Here is a 17,875-nt window from a genome sequence, read left to right on the forward strand (position 1 = left end):
TTGATATTGGACGGTCATCAGGGTCTCGCGCAATCCTTGAACAAGCAAGTAAATGCACCATTCGGGATTGCCACTGGCAGCCCGACCTGACGGGACCTGGCTACAATGACAAGCGCGCTGATTGAACGCATAGAAGCAATTATCGTCGACCTGCCGACCATTCGCCCGCACAAGCTGGCAATGCACACCATGCAGCAACAGACCCTGGTGGTATTGCGCGTGCGCTGCAGCGATGGCGTGGAAGGTATCGGCGAGGCCACCACCATCGGTGGCCTGGCCTATGGCTACGAAAGCCCCGAGGGCATCAAGGCCAATATCGACGCGCACCTGGCGCCTGCGCTGATCGGCCTGGCGGCGGACAACATCAACGCCGCCATGCTCAAGCTGGACAAGCTGGCCAAGGGCAATACCTTTGCCAAATCGGGTATCGAAAGCGCGTTGCTCGACGCCCAGGGCAAGCGCCTGGGCCTGCCGGTCAGCGAGCTTCTGGGCGGCCGTGTGCGTGACAGCCTGGAAGTGGCCTGGACCCTGGCCAGTGGCGACACTGCCCGCGACATCGCCGAAGCTCAGCACATGCTGGAAATTCGCCGTCACCGTGTGTTCAAGCTGAAGATCGGCGCCAACCCGGTGGAGCAAGACCTCAAGCACGTGGTGGCCATCAAGCGTGAGCTGGGCGACAGCGCCAGCGTGCGCGTCGACGTCAACCAGTACTGGGACGAATCCCAGGCCATTCGCGCCTGCCAGGTGTTGGGCGACAATGGTATCGACCTGATCGAACAACCGATTTCACGCATCAACCGGGGTGGCCAGGTGCGCCTGAACCAGCGCAGCCCGGCACCGATCATGGCCGATGAATCGATTGAAAGCGTCGAGGATGCCTTCAGCCTGGCCGCTGACGGCGCGGCCAGCATCTTCGCGCTGAAGATCGCCAAGAACGGTGGCCCGCGTGCCGTATTGCGCACCGCGCAAATCGCCGAGGCCGCCGGTATCGCCCTGTATGGCGGCACCATGCTCGAAGGTTCGATCGGCACTTTGGCGTCGGCCCATGCCTTCCTTACCCTGCGCCAACTCACCTGGGGCACCGAGCTGTTCGGCCCGCTGCTGCTGACCGAAGAAATCGTCAACGAGCCGCCGCAGTACCGCGACTTCCAGCTGCACATTCCCCGTACCCCAGGCCTGGGCCTGACCCTGGACGAACAGCGCCTGGCGCGCTTCGCCCGTCGCTGATCAGCAAGCAAGGAGATAATCATGCTGTTCCACGTGAAGATGACCGTGAAACTGCCGGTCGACATGGACCCGGCCAAGGCTGCCAAGCTCAAGGCCGATGAAAAGGAACTGGCTCAGCGCCTGCAGCGCGAGGGCACCTGGCGCCACCTGTGGCGCATTGCCGGGCACTATGCCAACTACAGCGTGTTCGATGTGCCCAGCGTCGAGGCGCTGCACGATACCCTGATGCAACTGCCGCTGTTCCCGTACATGGACATCGAGGTGAACGGCCTGTGCCGCCACCCTTCGTCGATCCACAGCGACGACCGCTGATTCGCACCTGACTACCCGACAAGAACAATACGAGGTAAGCACGATGACCGTGAAAATTTCCCACACTGCCGATGTTCAAGCCTTCTTCAACAAGGTGGCTGGCCTGGACCATGCCGAGGGCAACCCACGCTTCAAGCAGATCATCCTGCGCGTCCTGCAGGACACCGCGCGCCTGGTCGAAGACCTGGAAATCACCGAAGACGAATTCTGGCACGCCATTGACTACCTCAACCGCCTGGGCGGCCGTAACGAGGCGGGCCTGCTGGCCGCAGGCCTGGGTATCGAGCACTTCCTCGACCTGCTGCAAGACGCCAAGGACGCCGAAGCCGGCCTGGGTGGCGGCACACCGCGCACCATCGAAGGCCCGCTGTACGTGGCCGGTGCGCCGCTGGCGCAAGGCGAAGCGCGCATGGATGACGGCACCGACCCGGGTGTGGTGATGTTCCTTCAGGGCCAGGTGTTCGATGCCGACGGCAAGCCGCTGGCCGGTGCCACCGTCGACCTCTGGCACGCCAACACCCAGGGCACTTATTCGTACTTCGATTCGACCCAGTCCGAATACAACCTGCGCCGCCGCATCATCACCGATGCCGAAGGCCGCTACCGTGCGCGCTCCATCGTGCCGTCGGGGTACGGCTGCGACCCGCAGGGCCCGACCCAGGAATGCCTGGACCTGCTCGGCCGCCACGGCCAGCGCCCGGCGCACGTGCACTTCTTCATCTCGGCACCTGGGTACCGTCACCTGACCACGCAGATCAACTTCGAGGGCGACAAGTACCTGTGGGATGACTTCGCCTACGCTACCCGTGACGGGCTGATTGGCGAGCTGCGCTTTGTCGAAGATGCCGCTGCCGCGCGTGATCGCGGTATTCAGGGCGAGCGCTTTGCCGAACTGGCGTTCGACTTCCACCTGCAGGCGGCTGCAGCGCCGGAGGCCGAAGCGCGCAGCCATCGGCCGCGTGCATTGCAGGAAGGCTGAGTTCTAGCCTGGATTCACCGTGTTTTGGCCTGGGCCTTTCCGTGCGGGGAGGGCCTGGGCTTTTTGCTGTCGGCCGCTTGTCATCTAGAATCGGCCTTTTACCCCGAGCCCGCACCATGCTCCCGATCGCACTGTTACCGACTACCGCCGACCAGGCCCCGCTCATCCGCAACCTCTACCAGTTCTATTCTTACGAGTCCTCCGACTGGGAGCAGGAAGACGTCGAAGTGGATGGCCGGTTCTACATCCACGACGAGCACCTGCAGCGCTACTGGCAGGACGACGGTTGGGGCGCCTACCTGGTGCTGGCGGACGGCTTCATCGCCGGTTTCGTGCTGGTGGAACGCAGCGAGTTGCCGGGCATCGATGCCCTCGAACTGGCCGACCTGTTCATCCTGAAAAAGTACCGTCGTCAGGGTATCGGCCAGGCGGTGGCGCTGCAGTTGCTGAGCGGGGAGGGCGACTGGTTGCTGCGCTGCTACGCACAGGATCCGCCCGCGGTGGCGTTCTGCAACGCTGTGCTGGCGAACCTGTCGCGCCCGGCACAGGCGATTGCCTTGGACGATGAGCCTGACTTGCTGAATTTCCTGGTGAGTGGCGCCCGCCATTGAGGTTTTATCCGTCTTCGTTCGTCCTTGAAGGGGAATAGCGAGATTTTTGTGAGCCACTTCACAAAATCGTCATGAGCGGCATAATGCCATCAACGCATTCCAAGACCCGGCCACAGCGTGCCAGGATCCCTTCTCATGCCCCTCGAGGGTTCAGGTAAAGTTCATGTCGCTAGCTGCAAATCCCGACATCATGTACCGGCTGTTGATCCAGAGCGTGGTGGACTACGCCATCTACCTGCTCACCCCCGAGGGTATTGTCGCCAACTGGAACCCCGGTGCCCAACGTGCCAAGGGCTACCATGCCGATGAAATCGTCGGCCAGCATTACTCGTTGTTTTACAGCGATGCCGAGCGTGCAGCCGGGCTGCCGGCGCTGAACCTGGAGCAAGCGCGCAGCACCGGGCGCTTTGAAGAAGTGGGTTCGCGCCTGCGTAAGGACGGCACCGCCTTTCACGCCCATGTGGTCATCGAAGCGGTGCACGACGATGCCGGGCAACTGGTGGGGTTCGCCAAGGTCACCCGCGACATTTCCGAGCGCCATCGCCAGGAGCAGGAGTTGTTGCAGGCCAAGGAACTGGCCGAGCAGTACAGCCAGGAAATGACCAAGCTGTCTCAGTTTCTGGATTCGGTGATTGCCAACATTCCTGCCAGCGTCATCGTCCAGGACCTGGAAAGCCAGCGCATCCTGTTGGCCAACCAGCAGGCCGAGCGCCTGTTCGGCGGGCCGGGGCGCAGCATGATCGGCCAGTTGCCCGGTGACTGCCTTGCCCCCGCAGCGGCCGACTACCTTGAGCAGCAACTGGCGCGTGGTGCCCGCAGTACCAAGGGCCATGCTGCCGAAACCCGCGTCGACACGGCCCGCGGCCCGCGCACCCTTCGCAGCCGCACCTTGCTCAGCCAGAACCGCGAGGGCCAGGCTGACTACGTGCTGTTCGTCGCCGAAGACGCCACTGAAGAGTTGGCCGCCCATGCGCAGATCCACCACATGGCGCACCATGATGCGCTCACCGGGTTACCCAACCGAACGCTGTTCAACGAACGCCTGCGACAGGCCCTGGTGCGCGGCAGCGAAAACGCCAAGCTGACCGCTGCCTTGTGCCTGGACCTGGACAATTTCAAGAACATCAACGACTCGTTGGGCCATGCCTTTGGTGACAAGCTTTTGCGGGCCTTGGGCAAGCGCTTGCGCCGAGAACTGCGTGAGCACGACACCTTGGCCCGTCTGGGCGGTGACGAGTTTGCCGTGGTGCTGACAGGCCTTGATGGTCGCGATGCAGCGTGCAACACCGCGCAGCGGCTGATCAACGCCATTTGTCCGCCGTTCCAGATCGAAGGGCATCAGTTCACGGTCGGGGTGAGCATCGGCATTGCCATTGCCCCCGATGACAACGACCAGGCCGAGCAGCTGCTCGGTTATGCCGACATGGCGCTGTACGAGGCCAAGCGCAATGGCCGCAACCGCTACGAGTGTTTCGACGTAGAGTTGGACGTCGCGGCCCGCCAGCGCCGTCTGGTAGAAACCGACCTGCGTACCGCACTGCATCTGGGCCAGTTGCAGCTGCACTATCAGCCGGTGGTCGACCAGCAGACCAGCAGCGTTACCGGTTACGAGGCGTTGCTGCGCTGGGAGCACCCGACCCGTGGCATGGTCATGCCCATGGACTTCATCCCCATCGCCGAAGAAACCGGGCTGATCCACGAATTGGGCACGCGTGCCCTGAACCTGGCTTGCCAGGAAGCGGCCAGTTGGGACAGCGAGCAGACCGTGTCGGTCAACCTGTCGGCCGTGCAGTTCAAAAATGGCAACCTTGTCCATATCGTCGCCCTGGCGCTGGCCGATTCAGGCCTGCCACCGCAGCGGCTGGAGCTGGAAATTACCGAATCGGTACTGCTGGGCAACAGCGAGGAAAACGTGCGCACCTTGCGTGCGCTGAAAGACCTGGGTGTGTCCATTTCGCTGGACGACTTTGGGACCGGCTACTCATCGTTGGGGTACCTGCGGTCGTTCCCGTTCGACCGGATCAAGATCGACAAGTCGTTCGTGCACGACATGTGCGACAGCCGCGAAGCCATGTCGATCATTCGCGCTATTACCGACCTGTCCAATAGCCTGATGATCAAGACCACGGCCGAGGGGGTGGAGTCGGAAGAGCAGATGCGCCGGTTGGCGGCGGAAGGCTGTTCGCACTTTCAGGGTTACCTGTACGGGCGGCCGGCGCCGGCGAGTGAGCGCCTCAAGCAGGTCATTACACCAGAGTAATGGCTTACGCGGTCCCCTTGTAGGAGCGGCCTTGTGTCGCGATGGGGCGCGCAGCGGCCCCACTTTTTAGCGTCGCCACAGAGATTGCCGGGGCCGCTTTGCGGCCCGTCGCGACACAAGGCCGCTCCTACAGGGGCCGCGTCAGCTTTTAAGGTCAGCTATTCCAATCCGGCGCAAACGCCGGGCTTACTACGCGCTGATCCTTCGGCAACCCGGCAATCGCCGCACGGTCTTCGTCATCCAGTTGCACGTCCAGCGCTGCCAGGTTGGCCATCTGGTTCTCGCGGCTGCTGGCCTTGGGAATCGCCGCCACGCCATCCTGATCCAGCAGCCACTTCAGCGCCACCTGGCTGGGCAGCACGCCGTGCTTGTGGGCAATCGCCTGGATCACCGGCTGCGCTGCTGCCTGGCCGCGGGCCAGCGGGGTATAGGCGGTGAGCAGCAGGTCATGGCGACGGGCGTAGTCCAGCAGTGGTTGCTGGTCGAGCAGCACGTGGTATTCCACCTGAATGACCGACAATGGCGCACCGAGGTTTTCTACCACCTGGCGCAGTAACCCCAGCGGGAAGTTGGCCACGCCGATGTGGCGTGTCTTGCCTTCGTCACGCAGCGCTACCAGGGTTTCGATGCTGCGGGCCAGGTCCCAGTCCTGGCCGGGCCAGTGGATGTGGAACAGGTCGACCTGCTCGGTACCCAATGCGCGCAGGCTGTCTTCCAGCGATTGGCGCATGGCTTTGGGTTCCAGGCGGTCCCACCACACCTTGGTGGTCAGGTGGATCTGTTCGCGCGGCACGTCGCTGTCACGCAGGGCCTGGCCTACCGCTGCTTCGTTGTTGTAGGCAGTGGCCGTGTCGATGTGGCGGTAACCCACATCCAGCGCCTGGTGTACAGCCTGGGTGCACTCGGTGCCAGTCATCGGCCAGGTGCCCAGGCCAATCGCAGGCAGGGCCAGGCCGTTACGGGTGGTGAGCCTTTGCATGTAAATTCCTTGTAGGGTGTGCAGGGTTCAGCGTCGATGGTCGACGATCAGCACGGCACGGACCATGCGTGTGGAGCACAAAGTGGTCGATCAGCGAACAGAAATTGCAGTCGGCCTGGACAAGCGGCAATTGAACTTCCTTATGCTGCATCATCTCTTCTAGAATCCGAACTGTTGCATCCGCCAGGCCACGCCTGTGCGGCCTTCCCTGGGCGCCGCCTGCTGGCGCGCCGTCATCGAGAGAGCCATGAGTTCCAGCACACCGCTGTCCGGCGTCAACCAACCTCTGCGTGGCATCGCCCTCGTCGTGGTGGCGACGTTTCTGTTTGCCAGCCACGATGCCTTGTCCAAGTTTCTTGGCGGCCTCTACCCGATCATCATGGTGGTGTGGGCACGCTATTTAGTGCATACGCTGCTGATGGCCGGTATCTTTCTGCCCAAGTCGGGTATGAACGTGCTGCGCACCCGTCGGCCGCTGTTGCAGACGCTACGTGCCCTGAGCCTGCTCAGTACCAGCTTGTTGTTCACCACCGGCCTGCAATACCTGCCGCTGGCCGAGGCCACGGCGGTCAACTTTCTTGCCCCGGTGCTGGTCACCGCGCTGTCCGCGCCGCTGCTCAAAGAGCGGGTGACAGTGGGGCAGTGGGTGGCGGTGGTGTTGGGCTTTATCGGCGTGCTGGTGGTGGTACACCCGGGGGGAGCGATGTTCACCCCTGCCATTCTGTACCCGTTCGGTTCGGCGCTGGGGTTCTGCTTCTACCAACTGCTGACGCGCATCCTGGCGGCGCACGACAGCCCGACTACCAGCAACTTCTATGCGGGGCTTTGCAACACCTTGGCGTTGAGTGCGCTGGTGCCGTTCTTCTGGGAAATGCCGCGTTGGGACCATGCACTGCTGATGCTGGCGCTGGGGGGCTTTGGCATGACGGCGCACCTGCTGCTGACCCAGGCCTTCCGCCATGCGGCGCCAGCGTTGCTGGCACCGTTCAGCTACTGCCAGATCGTGTTTGCCGGGTTGCTCGGGTTCGTGATCTACAGCCAGGTGCCGGATACCTTGAGCCTGGTGGGTATTTCGGTGATTTGCCTCAGTGGGCTGGGGGCGGCGTGGATGCAGCGGCGCAAGTAAGGTTTTTCCGCTGCGATAATGTCAGGGCTGGTAGGTGCCCGCCTTGAGGTTCTCAGCGCCTGTGAGATCGAGCGCCGCCCGCGCGGCGCATCGCGAGCAAGCTCGCTCCTACATTTGTTTCGGGCCAGTAACGCCTGCGCCAACGCACGCGACCGCCTTGTTTGTACGACGCGATATCGTGCCATGCGCCAAGGCGTTCGCGCGCAAATCCCCCAGGAATAACTGGCCCGAAACAGATGTAGGAGCGAGCTTGCTCGCGATGCGCCGCGCGGGCGGCGCTCGATCTCACAGGCGGCAAATTTCTTCAGCCAAGCACCTACCGAGCCATGAACTGCAGGATGCGCTCGCGCAGCCAGCGCTCGGCGGGGTCGTTGTCCTGGGCGCCGCTCCACACCATCGACAGCTCGGCCTCGGTGATATCGAACGGTGCCGGGTCGGCGCGCAAGCTGCCGTCGTCGGCCAGGGCGCAGGCGGCATAGTCCGGTACCGTGGCGATCATCTCGGTATTGCGTAGCAGGGCGCGCAGGCTGCCGAACTGCGGCACTGCCAGCACCACTTTGCGGCAACGGCCGATGCGCGCCAGGTCCAGGTCGATATTGCCGCTCATGTCGCCGGAGAACGACACCATCACATGCGGGCGGGCGCAGTATTCGTCGAGGGTCAGCGGGCCGGGGCGGTCGTCGGCGCGCAGCACCCGCACGCCGATGTTACGCAGCTTGCGGCGCTTGGCGGTGGCCGGCAGGTCGGTGGTGTAGCTCACACCGACGGAAATTTCACCGCTGGCCAGCAAGCCGGGCATCAGCAGGAAGTTGGCACGCCGTACCACCACACTGATATCCGGGGCCTCTTCGCGAAGGGCCTGCAGAAGCGCCGGGAACAGGCCGAACTCGGCATCGTCCGACAGGCCCAGGCGGAACACGTTGCAACTGCTGGCCGGGTCGAACTCGCGGGCTCGGCTGATGGCGGCGGAAATCACGTCCATGGCCGGGCCCAGCTCGGCGAAGATCTGCATGGCCCTTGGCGTGGGCTCCATGGCACGGCCGCTACGGATCAGCAGCGGGTCGTCGAACAGCTCACGCAGGCGGGCGAGGGCGGCGCTGACGGTGGACTGGGTGATGAACAGCTTTTCACCCACGCGGGTCAGGTTGCGTTCGATCATCAGGGCTTCGAACAGCACCAGCAGGTTCATGTCGACGCGGCGCAGGTCGTTGCGGTTCATTGGGCTCGGGTTCCGGGGGTAGAGGGCTTGGCGGTGTATTGAAGCATGGGGGTGGCCTGCTTGCCTTGTATGAATGTGTCGGCTTCTTCGGGGGGACAGGAATACCTGACAGAGCCAGCCTATCAAGCTGCAACAGCCACTCTATTAGAAGTCTGCCCAAGCTCGGCTAGTCTTTCCCCTGGCCCCGCGAATTCCGCGAGCGGGCGGTGTGTCAGCACCTGCGTGCAAGACCGCACCGGCCCGCCGTGACAGCTTCGCAAGCCCCGTGTAGACCTGATGAGGGGTAGCACGAGCCCACACGCTCGGCTGAAAGAACACCTGGCATAGACCGGAAATCTGGATAACCGACCCAAAGGTACCCGCAGATGTCGAACGAATCGAAATGCCCGTTCCATCAAACCGCAGGTGGCGGCACCACCAACCGTGACTGGTGGCCTGACCAGCTCAACCTGAGAATTCTTCACCAACACTCGTCCAAGTCCAGCCCTGACCCGGACTTCGATTACGCCAAGGCGTTCAAGAGCCTGGACTTCCAGGCCCTGAAAAAAGACCTGACCGCCTTGATGACCGATTCGCAGGACTGGTGGCCCGCCGACTTCGGTCACTACGGCCCGCTGTTCATCCGCATGGCCTGGCACAGCGCCGGTACCTACCGCATTGGCGATGGCCGGGGTGGCGCCGGCTCGGGTCAGCAGCGTTTCGCCCCGCTCAACAGCTGGCCGGACAACGTCAGCCTGGACAAGGCCCGGCGCCTGCTGTGGCCGATCAAGCAAAAGTACGGCAACAAGATTTCCTGGGCCGACCTGATCGTGCTTACCGGCAACGTCGCTCTCGAATCCATGGGCTTCAAGACGTTCGGCTTCTCGGGCGGGCGCGCCGATGTGTGGGAGCCCGATGAAGACGTGTACTGGGGCTCGGAAAAGGTCTGGTTGGGGGGCGATACCCGCTACGGCAAGGACCAGGTCAAGGCGCAGCCGCCAGGCCAGGGCGACCTGGTGGCCGAGCCGGCCAAACATGGCGAAGAGCAGAACCGCGACTTGTCGGCCGAGCGCAACCTGGAAAACCCGCTGGCCGCCGTGCAGATGGGCCTGATCTACGTGAACCCGGAAGGGCCGGAGGGTAACCCCGACCCGGTGGCGTCGGGCAAGGACATCCGCGAGACCTTCGGCCGCATGGCCATGAACGACGAAGAAACCGTGGCGCTGATTGCAGGTGGCCACGCCTTCGGCAAGACCCACGGTGCCGGCCCCGCCGACAACGTCGGCCCCGAGCCGGAAGCCGCAGGCCTTGAACTGCAGGGCCTGGGTTGGGCGAACAAGTTCGGCAGCGGCAAGGGCGGTGATGCCATTACCAGTGGGCTGGAGGTGATCTGGACATCGACCCCGACGAAGTGGAGCAACGAGTACCTCAACAACCTGTTCAACTTCGAGTGGGAGCTGACCAAGAGCCCGGCGGGCGCTCATCAGTGGCGGCCAAAAGAAGGCAAGGGCGCAGGCACCGTGCCGGATGCGCACGACCCGGGGAAAAAGCACGCACCGTCCATGCTGACCTCCGACCTGGCGCTGCGCTTCGACCCGATCTACGAACCGATCGCCCGCCGCTTCAAGGACAACCCCGAGCAGTTGGCGGATGCTTTCGCCCGCGCCTGGTACAAGCTGATCCACCGCGACATGGGCCCTCTGGCGCGTTACCTGGGCCCGGAAATGCCCAATGAAGAGCTGCTGTGGCAGGACCCGTTGCCCAAAGCTGATGCATCCACCGTCAGTGAGCAAGACATCGCGGCCCTCAAGGCCAAGGTTTTAGCTTCGGGCTTGAGCGTGGGCGAGCTGGTTTCCACCGCCTGGGCATCGGCCTCGACCTTCCGTGGCTCCGACAAGCGCGGTGGTGCCAATGGCGCCCGCTTGCGCCTGGCGCCGCAGAAGGGCTGGGCTGCAAACCAGGGTGTAGACAAGGTGCTGGCGGCGCTGGAGAAGATTCAGGCCGACTTCAACAATGGCGGTAAAAAGGTCTCGATGGCCGACCTGATCGTGCTGGCGGGTACCGCCGCCGTTGAAAAGGCCGCCAAGGATGCCGGCTACAGTGGCAGCGTTGGGTTCCGCCCGGGCCGTGTCGATGCGTCCCAGGCGCAGACCGATGTCGAATCGTTTGCCGTGCTGGAACCGTTGGCCGATGGTTTCCGCAACTTCACCAAGGCTCGCTATAGCGTCAAGGCCGAGAAGCTGTTGCTGGACAAGGCCCAGTTGCTGACCCTGACCGCGCCGGAGCTGACCGTGCTGATCGGTGGCCTGCGCGTACTGGGCGCCAACCATGGAGGCAGCAAGCAGGGCGTGTTCACCGACAAGCCCGGCACCTTGAGCAATGACTTCTTCCGCAACCTGCTGGACATGGGCGTGGAATGGAAGGCGACTTCGGCAGACAACGAAAGCTTCGAAGGCCGCGATCGCAAGACCGGGCAGGTGAAGTGGACCGGTAGCCGGGTTGACCTGGTGTTTGGTTCGCATGCCCAGTTGCGGGCGCTGAGTGAGGTGTATGGCAGCAGTGATGGAGGTGACAAGTTCGTCCGGGACTTCGTTGCGGCCTGGCAGAAAGTCATGGAGCTGGACCGCTTTGACCTGAAATAGCAGCGCTGAAAACGGGGGCGCGTTGCGCCCCATTCGCGGCACAAGGCCGCTCCCACAGGTATTGTGCAGACTTCACGGCCTGCGCAATACCTGTGGGAGCGGCCTTGTGCCGCGAATGGGCTGCAAAGCAGCCCCCAGGGGCAGTGGCCATCCCGCCAATTCCAGGTCGGATAGATACAAAAGCGTCCTCGTCGGTTCTGTTGCAATGCTTCTCAGGCGGCAAGCCTGAACAGCGTGCTCACAACGACAAGGAACCCCGACCATGCAAATGCCCAAGACCCTGAAAATCCGCAATGGCGACAAGGTGCAGCCAACCTTCTCGGCCCAGGAATATGCGGCCCGCCATGCCCGGCTGCGGGCGTATATGGATGAGCAGGACATCGAAGCGGCGATCTTCACGTCGTACCACAACGTCAACTACTACAGCGATTTTCTCTACTGCTCGTTCGGCCGCCCCTATGCGCTGGTGATCACCCAGGACAAGGTGGTCTCGATCAGTGCCAACATCGACGGCGGGCAACCCTGGCGGCGCACGGTGGGCACTGACAACATCGTCTACACCGACTGGCAGCGCGACAACTTCTTCATCGCCATCCAGCAGGCCCTGCCGCTGGCCTCGCGCATTGGCGTGGAACATGACCACCTCAACCTGCAGAACCACGGCAAGCTCGCCGCCTGCTACCCCAAGGCCGAGCTGGTAGACATCGGTGCACCCTGCATGCGCATGCGCATGATCAAATCGGCCGAGGAGCAGGCGCTGATTCGCCATGGCGCGCAGGTGGCCGATATCGGCGGTGCGGCGGTGGTAGAGGCGCTGCGCGATCAAGTGCCTGAATATGAAGTGGCGTTGCATGCCACCCAGGCGATGGTCCGCGAGATCGCCAAGCGCTTCCCCGATGCCGAGCTGATGGACACCTGGACCTGGTTCCAGTCCGGGCTCAACACCGACGGTGCGCACAACCCGGTAACCAGCCGCCGCGTGGGCAAGGGTGAAATCCTCAGCCTCAACTGCTTCCCGATGATCGCTGGCTACTACACCGCGCTGGAGCGCACACTGTTCCTCGACCACTGCCCGGACGAGTACCTGCGCCTGTGGCAGGCCAACGTCGAGGTGCACGAGGCCGGGTTGAAGCTGGTGCGTCCGGGCATGCGCTGCAGCGATATCGCCCGTGAACTGAACGAGATTTTCCTGCGCCACGACCTGCTGCAATACCGCACCTTCGGTTATGGCCACTCGTTCGGCACCTTGAGCCACTATTACGGCCGCGAAGCCGGGCTGGAGCTGCGCGAAGACATCGACACGGTGCTGGAGCCGGGCATGGTGGTGTCGATCGAACCGATGATCATGCTGCCCGAAGGGCGACCGGGTGCGGGCGGGTATCGCGAGCATGACATCCTGATCGTCAACGACAGCGGCGCCGAGAACATCACCAAGTTCCCGTATGGGCCGGAGCACAACATCATTCGCAAGTAAGCACCGGTGGTGCCTCGTCGCGGCTTCAGCCGCGACGAGGCCTGCCCAGACAACAAAAAAATCACTGTATGACCACCAGACCCTGCCTCCAATTAAAAGAACCAGAGGGTACCCGTCATGTCCAGCACCACACTTGACCCATCCACCGTCGACGGCCCCGCGCTCAGTGCCGAACGCCAGGCCCTGCGCAAGGCCGCCCGGGCCAGTTTCATGGGCAACTTCGTCGAGTGGTTCGACTACGCCGCCTACGGCTACCTGGCCACCATCATCGCCGCCACCTTCTTCCCGCAAACCGACAAGACCACCGGCTTGCTGGCCACCTTTGCAGTGTTTGCCCTGTCGTTCCTGGTGCGGCCACTGGGCGGCGTTGTCTGGGGCCATTTCGGCGACCGCCATGGCCGGCGCAACGCACTGTCGTGGTCGATCCTGATCATGTCGGTATCCACCTTTTGCATTGGCCTGTTGCCCGGTTATGCGCAAATCGGCCTGTGGGCACCCTGCCTGCTGTTGCTGATCCGCCTGGTGCAGGGCTTTTCGGCTTCGGGCGAGTACGCCGGTGCCGCCGCGTTTCTGGCTGAATACGCACCGCCTGGCCGGCGCGGCTTGTACACCAGCATCGTGCCGGCCAGCACGGCAGCGGGGTTGCTGTTTGGTGCGGCATTCGTGGCGGTACTGCACGAGCTGCTCAGCAGCGAAGCCCTGCATGAATGGGGCTGGCGGCTGCCGTTCCTGCTGGCGGCGCCGTTTGGCCTGGTGGGGCGCTATATTCGTATGAGCCTGCAGGACACCCCCAAATTTCTGGAGATGGAGCAGCGCCTGGAAAACAAAGCCTGCATGGCGCGGGCGCCAATACGCGAACTGATGAGCCAGCACCGCCGCAGCCTGGGCATCGGCATTGGCGTTACCTGCCTGAACGCCGTGGCGTTCTACCTGCTGCTTAGCTACATGCCGACCTACCTGTCCACTGAAATGGGCATGAGCGAGCGGGATTCGTTCATTGCCTCGACGGTGTCGCTGGCCACCTATATCGGCTTGATCTTCCTGATGGGGCGTTTGTCCGACCAGTTTGGCCGCAAGACCATGCTGGTGGTGGCATCGCTGTTGTTCCTGGGGCTGACCGTGCCGTTGTTCCGCCTGCTCGATGGGCAGCCGCTGGTGGTGATCCTGGCGATCCAGATTTGCTTCGGGGCGATACTGGCGATGAACGATGGGACCTTGCCGTGCCTGCTGGCGGAGATTTTCCCGACCCGGGTGCGTTTCAGTGGCTTTGCCTTGAGCTTCAATCTGGCCAATGCACTGTTTGGCGGGACTGCGCCGTTCATTGCCACCTGGCTGATCCAGGTGACCGGCAGCAAGCTGGCGCCGGCGGGGTATCTGCTGGCGGCGGCACTGGTGGCGCTGGTGGCCATGCTGATGTGTCGGGAAACGGCGCACTCGGCTCTTGAAGATTAGTTGACCTGTACTGGCCTCTTCGCGGGTTTACCCGCGAAGAGGCCGGTAAAAGCAATACAAAAACTTGAATTAATGCAGCGAGGCCTGCCGCCGCTCTCCCAGCGGCGACAACCCGAAGAATCGGCTATAGCTTTTGGAAAAATGCGCCGGCGAACTGAACCCGCAAGCCAGTGCCACTTCACGCACCTGCACATCGCTGCGCAGCAGCAACTCCCGCGCCCTCGACAGCCGTAACTCCAGGTAATACTGGCTGGGCGTACGCTGCAGGTACTTGTGAAACAGCCGCTCCAACTGGCGCACGGTCACTTCATTGAGGCTGGCCAGCTCTTCCAGCCCGAGCGGTTCCTCCAGGTTGGCTTCCATGATCGCCACCACCTGGCTCAGCTTGGGTTGGGCGCTGCCCAGCAGGGTGCGCAGCGGCACCCGCTGGCGCTCGCGCTCGCCACGCATGCGGTCGCACAGCAACAGCTCGGCAGCCTTGGCCGCGATGTCCTGGCCGCCAGCCTCGCGGGCCACCAGTTGCAGCATCATGTCCATGGCCGCCACACCGCCCGAGCAGGTGTAGCGGTCGCGGTCCAGTTCGAACAGCTGGCTGGAGATCACGATGCCGGGGAAGTGTGCCTGCAATGTCGGCAAGTCTTCCCAGTGGATGGTGCAGCGGTAGCCCTTTAGCAGTTCGGCCTTGGCCAGCAGGTAGCTGCCGGTACAGATACCGCCCAACGGCATGTGTTGGCGGGCCAGCTGGCGCAACCAGTCGATCAGCGGGCGGTTACCACGACTACGGTCGATGGGGTTGGCACCCACCACCAGCAGGGCATCCAGTGCGGGCGCGTTGGCGATGCTGTAGTCGGGCAAGACGCGCATGCCGTTGCTGGCCGTCACTGGTGCGTCGTCTGCTGCGATGAGCACACTGCGAAACAGTGGCTTGCGCGCGGCCAGGTTGGCCATGCGCAAGGTCTCTACCGCCGAGGCCAGGCCGATGGTGGTGAAATTGGGCAAAATCAGAAAGCCGAAGGTCTTCGCGGAACAACTCTTTACAATAGACGGCGATGGGGTTGCAGAAGCGGGGTGGACCATTGCGCTGTTCCTGTGCAAGCTGAGGCATAGTTCGTCAGGGGCAGTGAGAAAATACAGCCTCGCGTGGTTCTTGTTGTTATAGGTCGTTGCCGGGTCGATCTTACACCCCCGGCGCAGCGACCAGGAATGGCCCCGCCGGCTGGCAGGGCCGACAGTGATTGCACAGAGAAGGTGATCGTTCGTGAACCCCGAATCCATGCTGGCGGCATTGCCAGGCTACGCCATGTCGCCCGAGTCGATCCAGGTGCTGCCCGATGCCAAGGCCTACCGCGCCTGCCTGTTCGAGCGCATCCGCGCTGCAACCCGGCGCATCGTCATCGTTGCGTTGTACTTGCAGGAAGACGAGGCTGGCCAGGAAGTGCTGGATGCCTTGTACCAGGCCAAGGCCGAGCGGCCGGGCCTGGAAATTACCATCGTGGTCGACTGGTTCCGTGCCCGCCGTGGCCTGCTCGGGGCCGGTCGCCAGCCGGGTAACGCCGCCTGGTACCAGGCCCAGCGCCAGTTGCGCGGGCTGGATATCGTCATTCACGGGGTGCCAGTGCAGACCCGTGAGCTGTTTGGTGTGTTGCACCTGAAGGGCAGCATCATCGACGACTGTGTGATCTACACCGGCGCCAGCCTGAACAACGTGTACCTGCACCGCTTCGACCGTTATCGCCTGGACCGCTATCACCTGTTCCAGTCGCCGGCGCTGGCCGACGCCATGGTCGGCCTGGTAGGGCGCCTGCTGCACCACACCGCCACACCGCGCCTCGACTTGCCCGCACCCCCCGCCACCCGTAGCCTGCGCAGCGACATCCGGCGCTTGCGTGCGCGGTTGCGGCGCATGGCGTACGAGGCACCGGCCGCCGTGCCTGGGGAGGGGTTGCGGGTGGTGCCACTGTTGGGCGTGGGCCGTGGCAACCCGTTGAACCGGGCGCTGTGTGCCCTGCTGGCGTCGGCGCGCACGCACATCATCATCAGCACGCCGTATTTCAACCCGCCACGGGTGGTGATGCGCGAGCTCGATCATGCGCTGGAGCGGGGCGTGCATGTTGAGCTGATCGTGGGAGACCGCACGGCCAACGACTTCTACATCGCCCCCGGTGAGCCGTTCAGTGCCAGTGGCGCTTTGCCTTATCTGTATGAAGACAACCTGCGAGCCTTCGCCCGGCGCCGCCACGCGGCCATTACCCGTGGCCAGCTGGAAGTGCGGATCTGGAACGATCCCGGGCATACCTTCCACGCCAAGGGCGTGTGGGTCGACCAGCGCTATTCGCTGCTGACCGGCAACAACCTGAACCCGCGCGGGTTCAACCTGGACCTTGAGAACGGCCTGCTCATCGATGACCCGCAGGGGCAGTGGCTGGCGCCACGGGCTGCGGAGTTGAACGAACTGCGCCGGTACGCGCCAAAAATCGGCTCTGCAGCGGCGCTGGGGGTGAAGGCCGAACATCCCAAGGAAGTACGCAAGTTTCTGCGCCGGCTGCGCTTCAGCCGGCTGGAGCCGTTGATCAAGCGTGTGCTCTGAGGTTTGCTGGGGCGTCAGGCCGCAGCTTTGGCCTTCTCGGCCGAGGCTGCCTCGGCCTGCTTCTTGCTCCGAGGCTTGAGCTGCGACACCGCAAACAGCACCACCGCCAGCCCGACGACCTGATACAGCGAAATGTCTTCACTCAGAATCGCCCACGACGCCAGTACTGTCAGCACAGGCCCGAGGTTGCCCACCGCTGCCGTATGGGTAGGCCCCAGCCGCTGGATCGCCAGCGCCACCCAGTAGATTGGCAACACCGTGGAAAACACGGCCATCAACCCGGCATTGGCCCACACCGCGCCCGGCAACTGCCACAACTGCCCGACCGGTGCCACCAGCAGGTAATGCGTCAGCACCATGAGTGAAGACGCAGTGCCGCACAGCCCGGCCAGGCGCATCGAGCCCATACGCTTGAGCATCATCCCGGTGCCCGAGTAGTAGAGCGCGTAGGTCACCGCACTGGCGAACACCCACAGCGAGCCCAGCACCACCTGGCTGCCAGCCCCGGCGACGCTGACGTCATGGACAAAGGCGATGCCAAGCCCCAGGTAGCAGAGGCCCATGGCCGACAAGGTGCGCAGGCTTGGTCGCTCACGCAGGGCGATGGCCTGGAACACCAGCACCAGTGTCGGGTAAGTGAACAGGATCAGCCGTTCCAGCCCGGCACTGATGTACTGCAAGCCATAGAAATCGAAAAGGCTGGCCAGGTAGTAGCCGAGCAGCCCAAGCACGGCGACCCGTAACCCGTCACCCAGGTTGAGTGGCGCGTTGCCTTGAGTGCGGCTGGCCCATACCAGCCAGGCAAACAGCGGCAGCGACAGCCCCATGCGCATTGCCAGCAAGCTGATGGCGTCCACGTGGCCCGCCGCATAGGCGAGTTTGACGAAGATGGCCTTGAAGCTGAAACCCAGTGCCGCCAGCACGGCGTAGAGGGCACCACTTTGCAACTGGCGCTGGATCAGGCTGCGTAATGCGTTCATGGGGGGCTCGCGGCAGAAAATGACAGGGTTATTCTGAACAGAAGGCGC

The 17,875-nt window shown here is 63.3% G+C and carries 14 protein-coding genes; 10 read left to right on the forward strand and 4 right to left on the reverse strand.

What is annotated here, in order from left to right; genetic code table 11:
* Positions 1 to 105: 105 nt before the first annotated feature.
* The 5 genes from QQ992_RS10685 (at position 106) to QQ992_RS10705 (ending at position 5,389) form a co-directional block, all read left to right on the forward strand.
* Positions 106 to 1,227 carry a muconate cycloisomerase family protein gene (locus QQ992_RS10685; RefSeq protein ID WP_060497110.1) on the forward strand — a complete coding sequence of 374 codons (1,122 nt, stop codon included), beginning with the start codon at positions 106 to 108 and terminating at the stop codon, positions 1,225 to 1,227.
* Positions 1,228 to 1,248: 21 nt separating this feature from the next.
* A complete protein-coding gene (catC, locus tag QQ992_RS10690; protein ID WP_016715677.1) occupies positions 1,249 to 1,539 on the forward strand; it encodes a muconolactone Delta-isomerase in 291 nt (96 codons plus the stop codon).
* A 43-nt stretch (positions 1,540 to 1,582) separates the two neighbouring features.
* Positions 1,583 to 2,518, forward strand: coding sequence for a catechol 1,2-dioxygenase (gene catA, locus QQ992_RS10695; RefSeq protein WP_286113332.1), 936 nt, complete (start codon positions 1,583 to 1,585; stop codon positions 2,516 to 2,518).
* 116 nt (positions 2,519 to 2,634) lie between these two features.
* Positions 2,635 to 3,129, forward strand: coding sequence for a GNAT family N-acetyltransferase (locus QQ992_RS10700; RefSeq protein WP_105948547.1), 495 nt, complete (start codon positions 2,635 to 2,637; stop codon positions 3,127 to 3,129).
* A 163-nt stretch (positions 3,130 to 3,292) separates the two neighbouring features.
* Positions 3,293 to 5,389 (forward strand): putative bifunctional diguanylate cyclase/phosphodiesterase, encoded by a 2,097-nt coding sequence (locus QQ992_RS10705; protein WP_286113333.1) that lies wholly within the window; start codon positions 3,293 to 3,295, stop codon positions 5,387 to 5,389.
* Positions 5,390 to 5,543: 154 nt separating this feature from the next.
* Here QQ992_RS10705 and QQ992_RS10710 read toward each other — a convergent pair whose 3' ends face one another.
* A complete protein-coding gene (locus QQ992_RS10710; protein ID WP_286113334.1) occupies positions 5,544 to 6,368 on the reverse strand; it encodes an aldo/keto reductase in 825 nt (274 codons plus the stop codon).
* A gap of 247 nt (positions 6,369 to 6,615) precedes the next feature.
* On the opposite strand from QQ992_RS10710, the gene QQ992_RS10715 reads away from it, so the two are divergent.
* Positions 6,616 to 7,494, forward strand: coding sequence for a DMT family transporter (locus tag QQ992_RS10715; protein WP_060497105.1), 879 nt, complete (start codon positions 6,616 to 6,618; stop codon positions 7,492 to 7,494).
* A 316-nt stretch (positions 7,495 to 7,810) separates the two neighbouring features.
* Here the strand turns inward: QQ992_RS10715 and QQ992_RS10720 are convergent, their stop codons facing one another.
* Positions 7,811 to 8,713, reverse strand: a complete 903-nt coding sequence (locus QQ992_RS10720; RefSeq protein WP_019097866.1) for a LysR family transcriptional regulator — start codon at positions 8,711 to 8,713, stop codon at positions 7,811 to 7,813.
* A 365-nt stretch (positions 8,714 to 9,078) separates the two neighbouring features.
* On the opposite strand from QQ992_RS10720, the gene katG reads away from it, so the two are divergent.
* The 3 genes from katG to QQ992_RS10735 all read left to right on the forward strand — a co-directional run bounded on the left by katG (position 9,079) and on the right by QQ992_RS10735 (position 14,260).
* Positions 9,079 to 11,334 (forward strand): catalase/peroxidase HPI, encoded by a 2,256-nt coding sequence (gene katG / locus QQ992_RS10725; RefSeq protein ID WP_286113335.1) that lies wholly within the window; start codon positions 9,079 to 9,081, stop codon positions 11,332 to 11,334.
* 262 nt (positions 11,335 to 11,596) lie between these two features.
* Positions 11,597 to 12,808: a creatinase gene (gene creA / locus QQ992_RS10730; RefSeq protein ID WP_286113336.1), complete on the forward strand. Its 1,212-nt coding sequence runs from the start codon at positions 11,597 to 11,599 to the stop codon at positions 12,806 to 12,808.
* Between the two features lie 117 nt (positions 12,809 to 12,925).
* The gene (locus QQ992_RS10735; protein ID WP_286113337.1) at positions 12,926 to 14,260 is read left to right on the forward strand and encodes an MFS transporter; all 1,335 of its coding nucleotides are present in this window, start codon (positions 12,926 to 12,928) and stop codon (positions 14,258 to 14,260) included.
* A gap of 69 nt (positions 14,261 to 14,329) precedes the next feature.
* On the opposite strand, the gene cahR is transcribed toward QQ992_RS10735, so the two are convergent.
* Positions 14,330 to 15,337, reverse strand: coding sequence for a transcriptional regulator CahA (cahR, locus tag QQ992_RS10740; protein ID WP_016715689.1), 1,008 nt, complete (start codon positions 15,335 to 15,337; stop codon positions 14,330 to 14,332).
* A gap of 181 nt (positions 15,338 to 15,518) precedes the next feature.
* Here cahR and pssA point away from each other — a divergent pair, with 181 nt between their 5' ends.
* The gene (gene pssA / locus QQ992_RS10745; RefSeq protein ID WP_286113338.1) at positions 15,519 to 16,847 is read left to right on the forward strand and encodes a CDP-diacylglycerol--serine O-phosphatidyltransferase; all 1,329 of its coding nucleotides are present in this window, start codon (positions 15,519 to 15,521) and stop codon (positions 16,845 to 16,847) included.
* 14 nt (positions 16,848 to 16,861) lie between these two features.
* Here pssA and QQ992_RS10750 read toward each other — a convergent pair whose 3' ends face one another.
* Positions 16,862 to 17,827, reverse strand: a complete 966-nt coding sequence (locus tag QQ992_RS10750; RefSeq protein ID WP_286113339.1) for a DMT family transporter — start codon at positions 17,825 to 17,827, stop codon at positions 16,862 to 16,864.
* Between the last annotated feature and the right edge of the window lie 48 nt (positions 17,828 to 17,875).

It is taken from the genome of Pseudomonas kurunegalensis (assembly GCF_030291635.1).
Lineage (GTDB): Bacteria > Pseudomonadota > Gammaproteobacteria > Pseudomonadales > Pseudomonadaceae > Aquipseudomonas > Aquipseudomonas monteilii.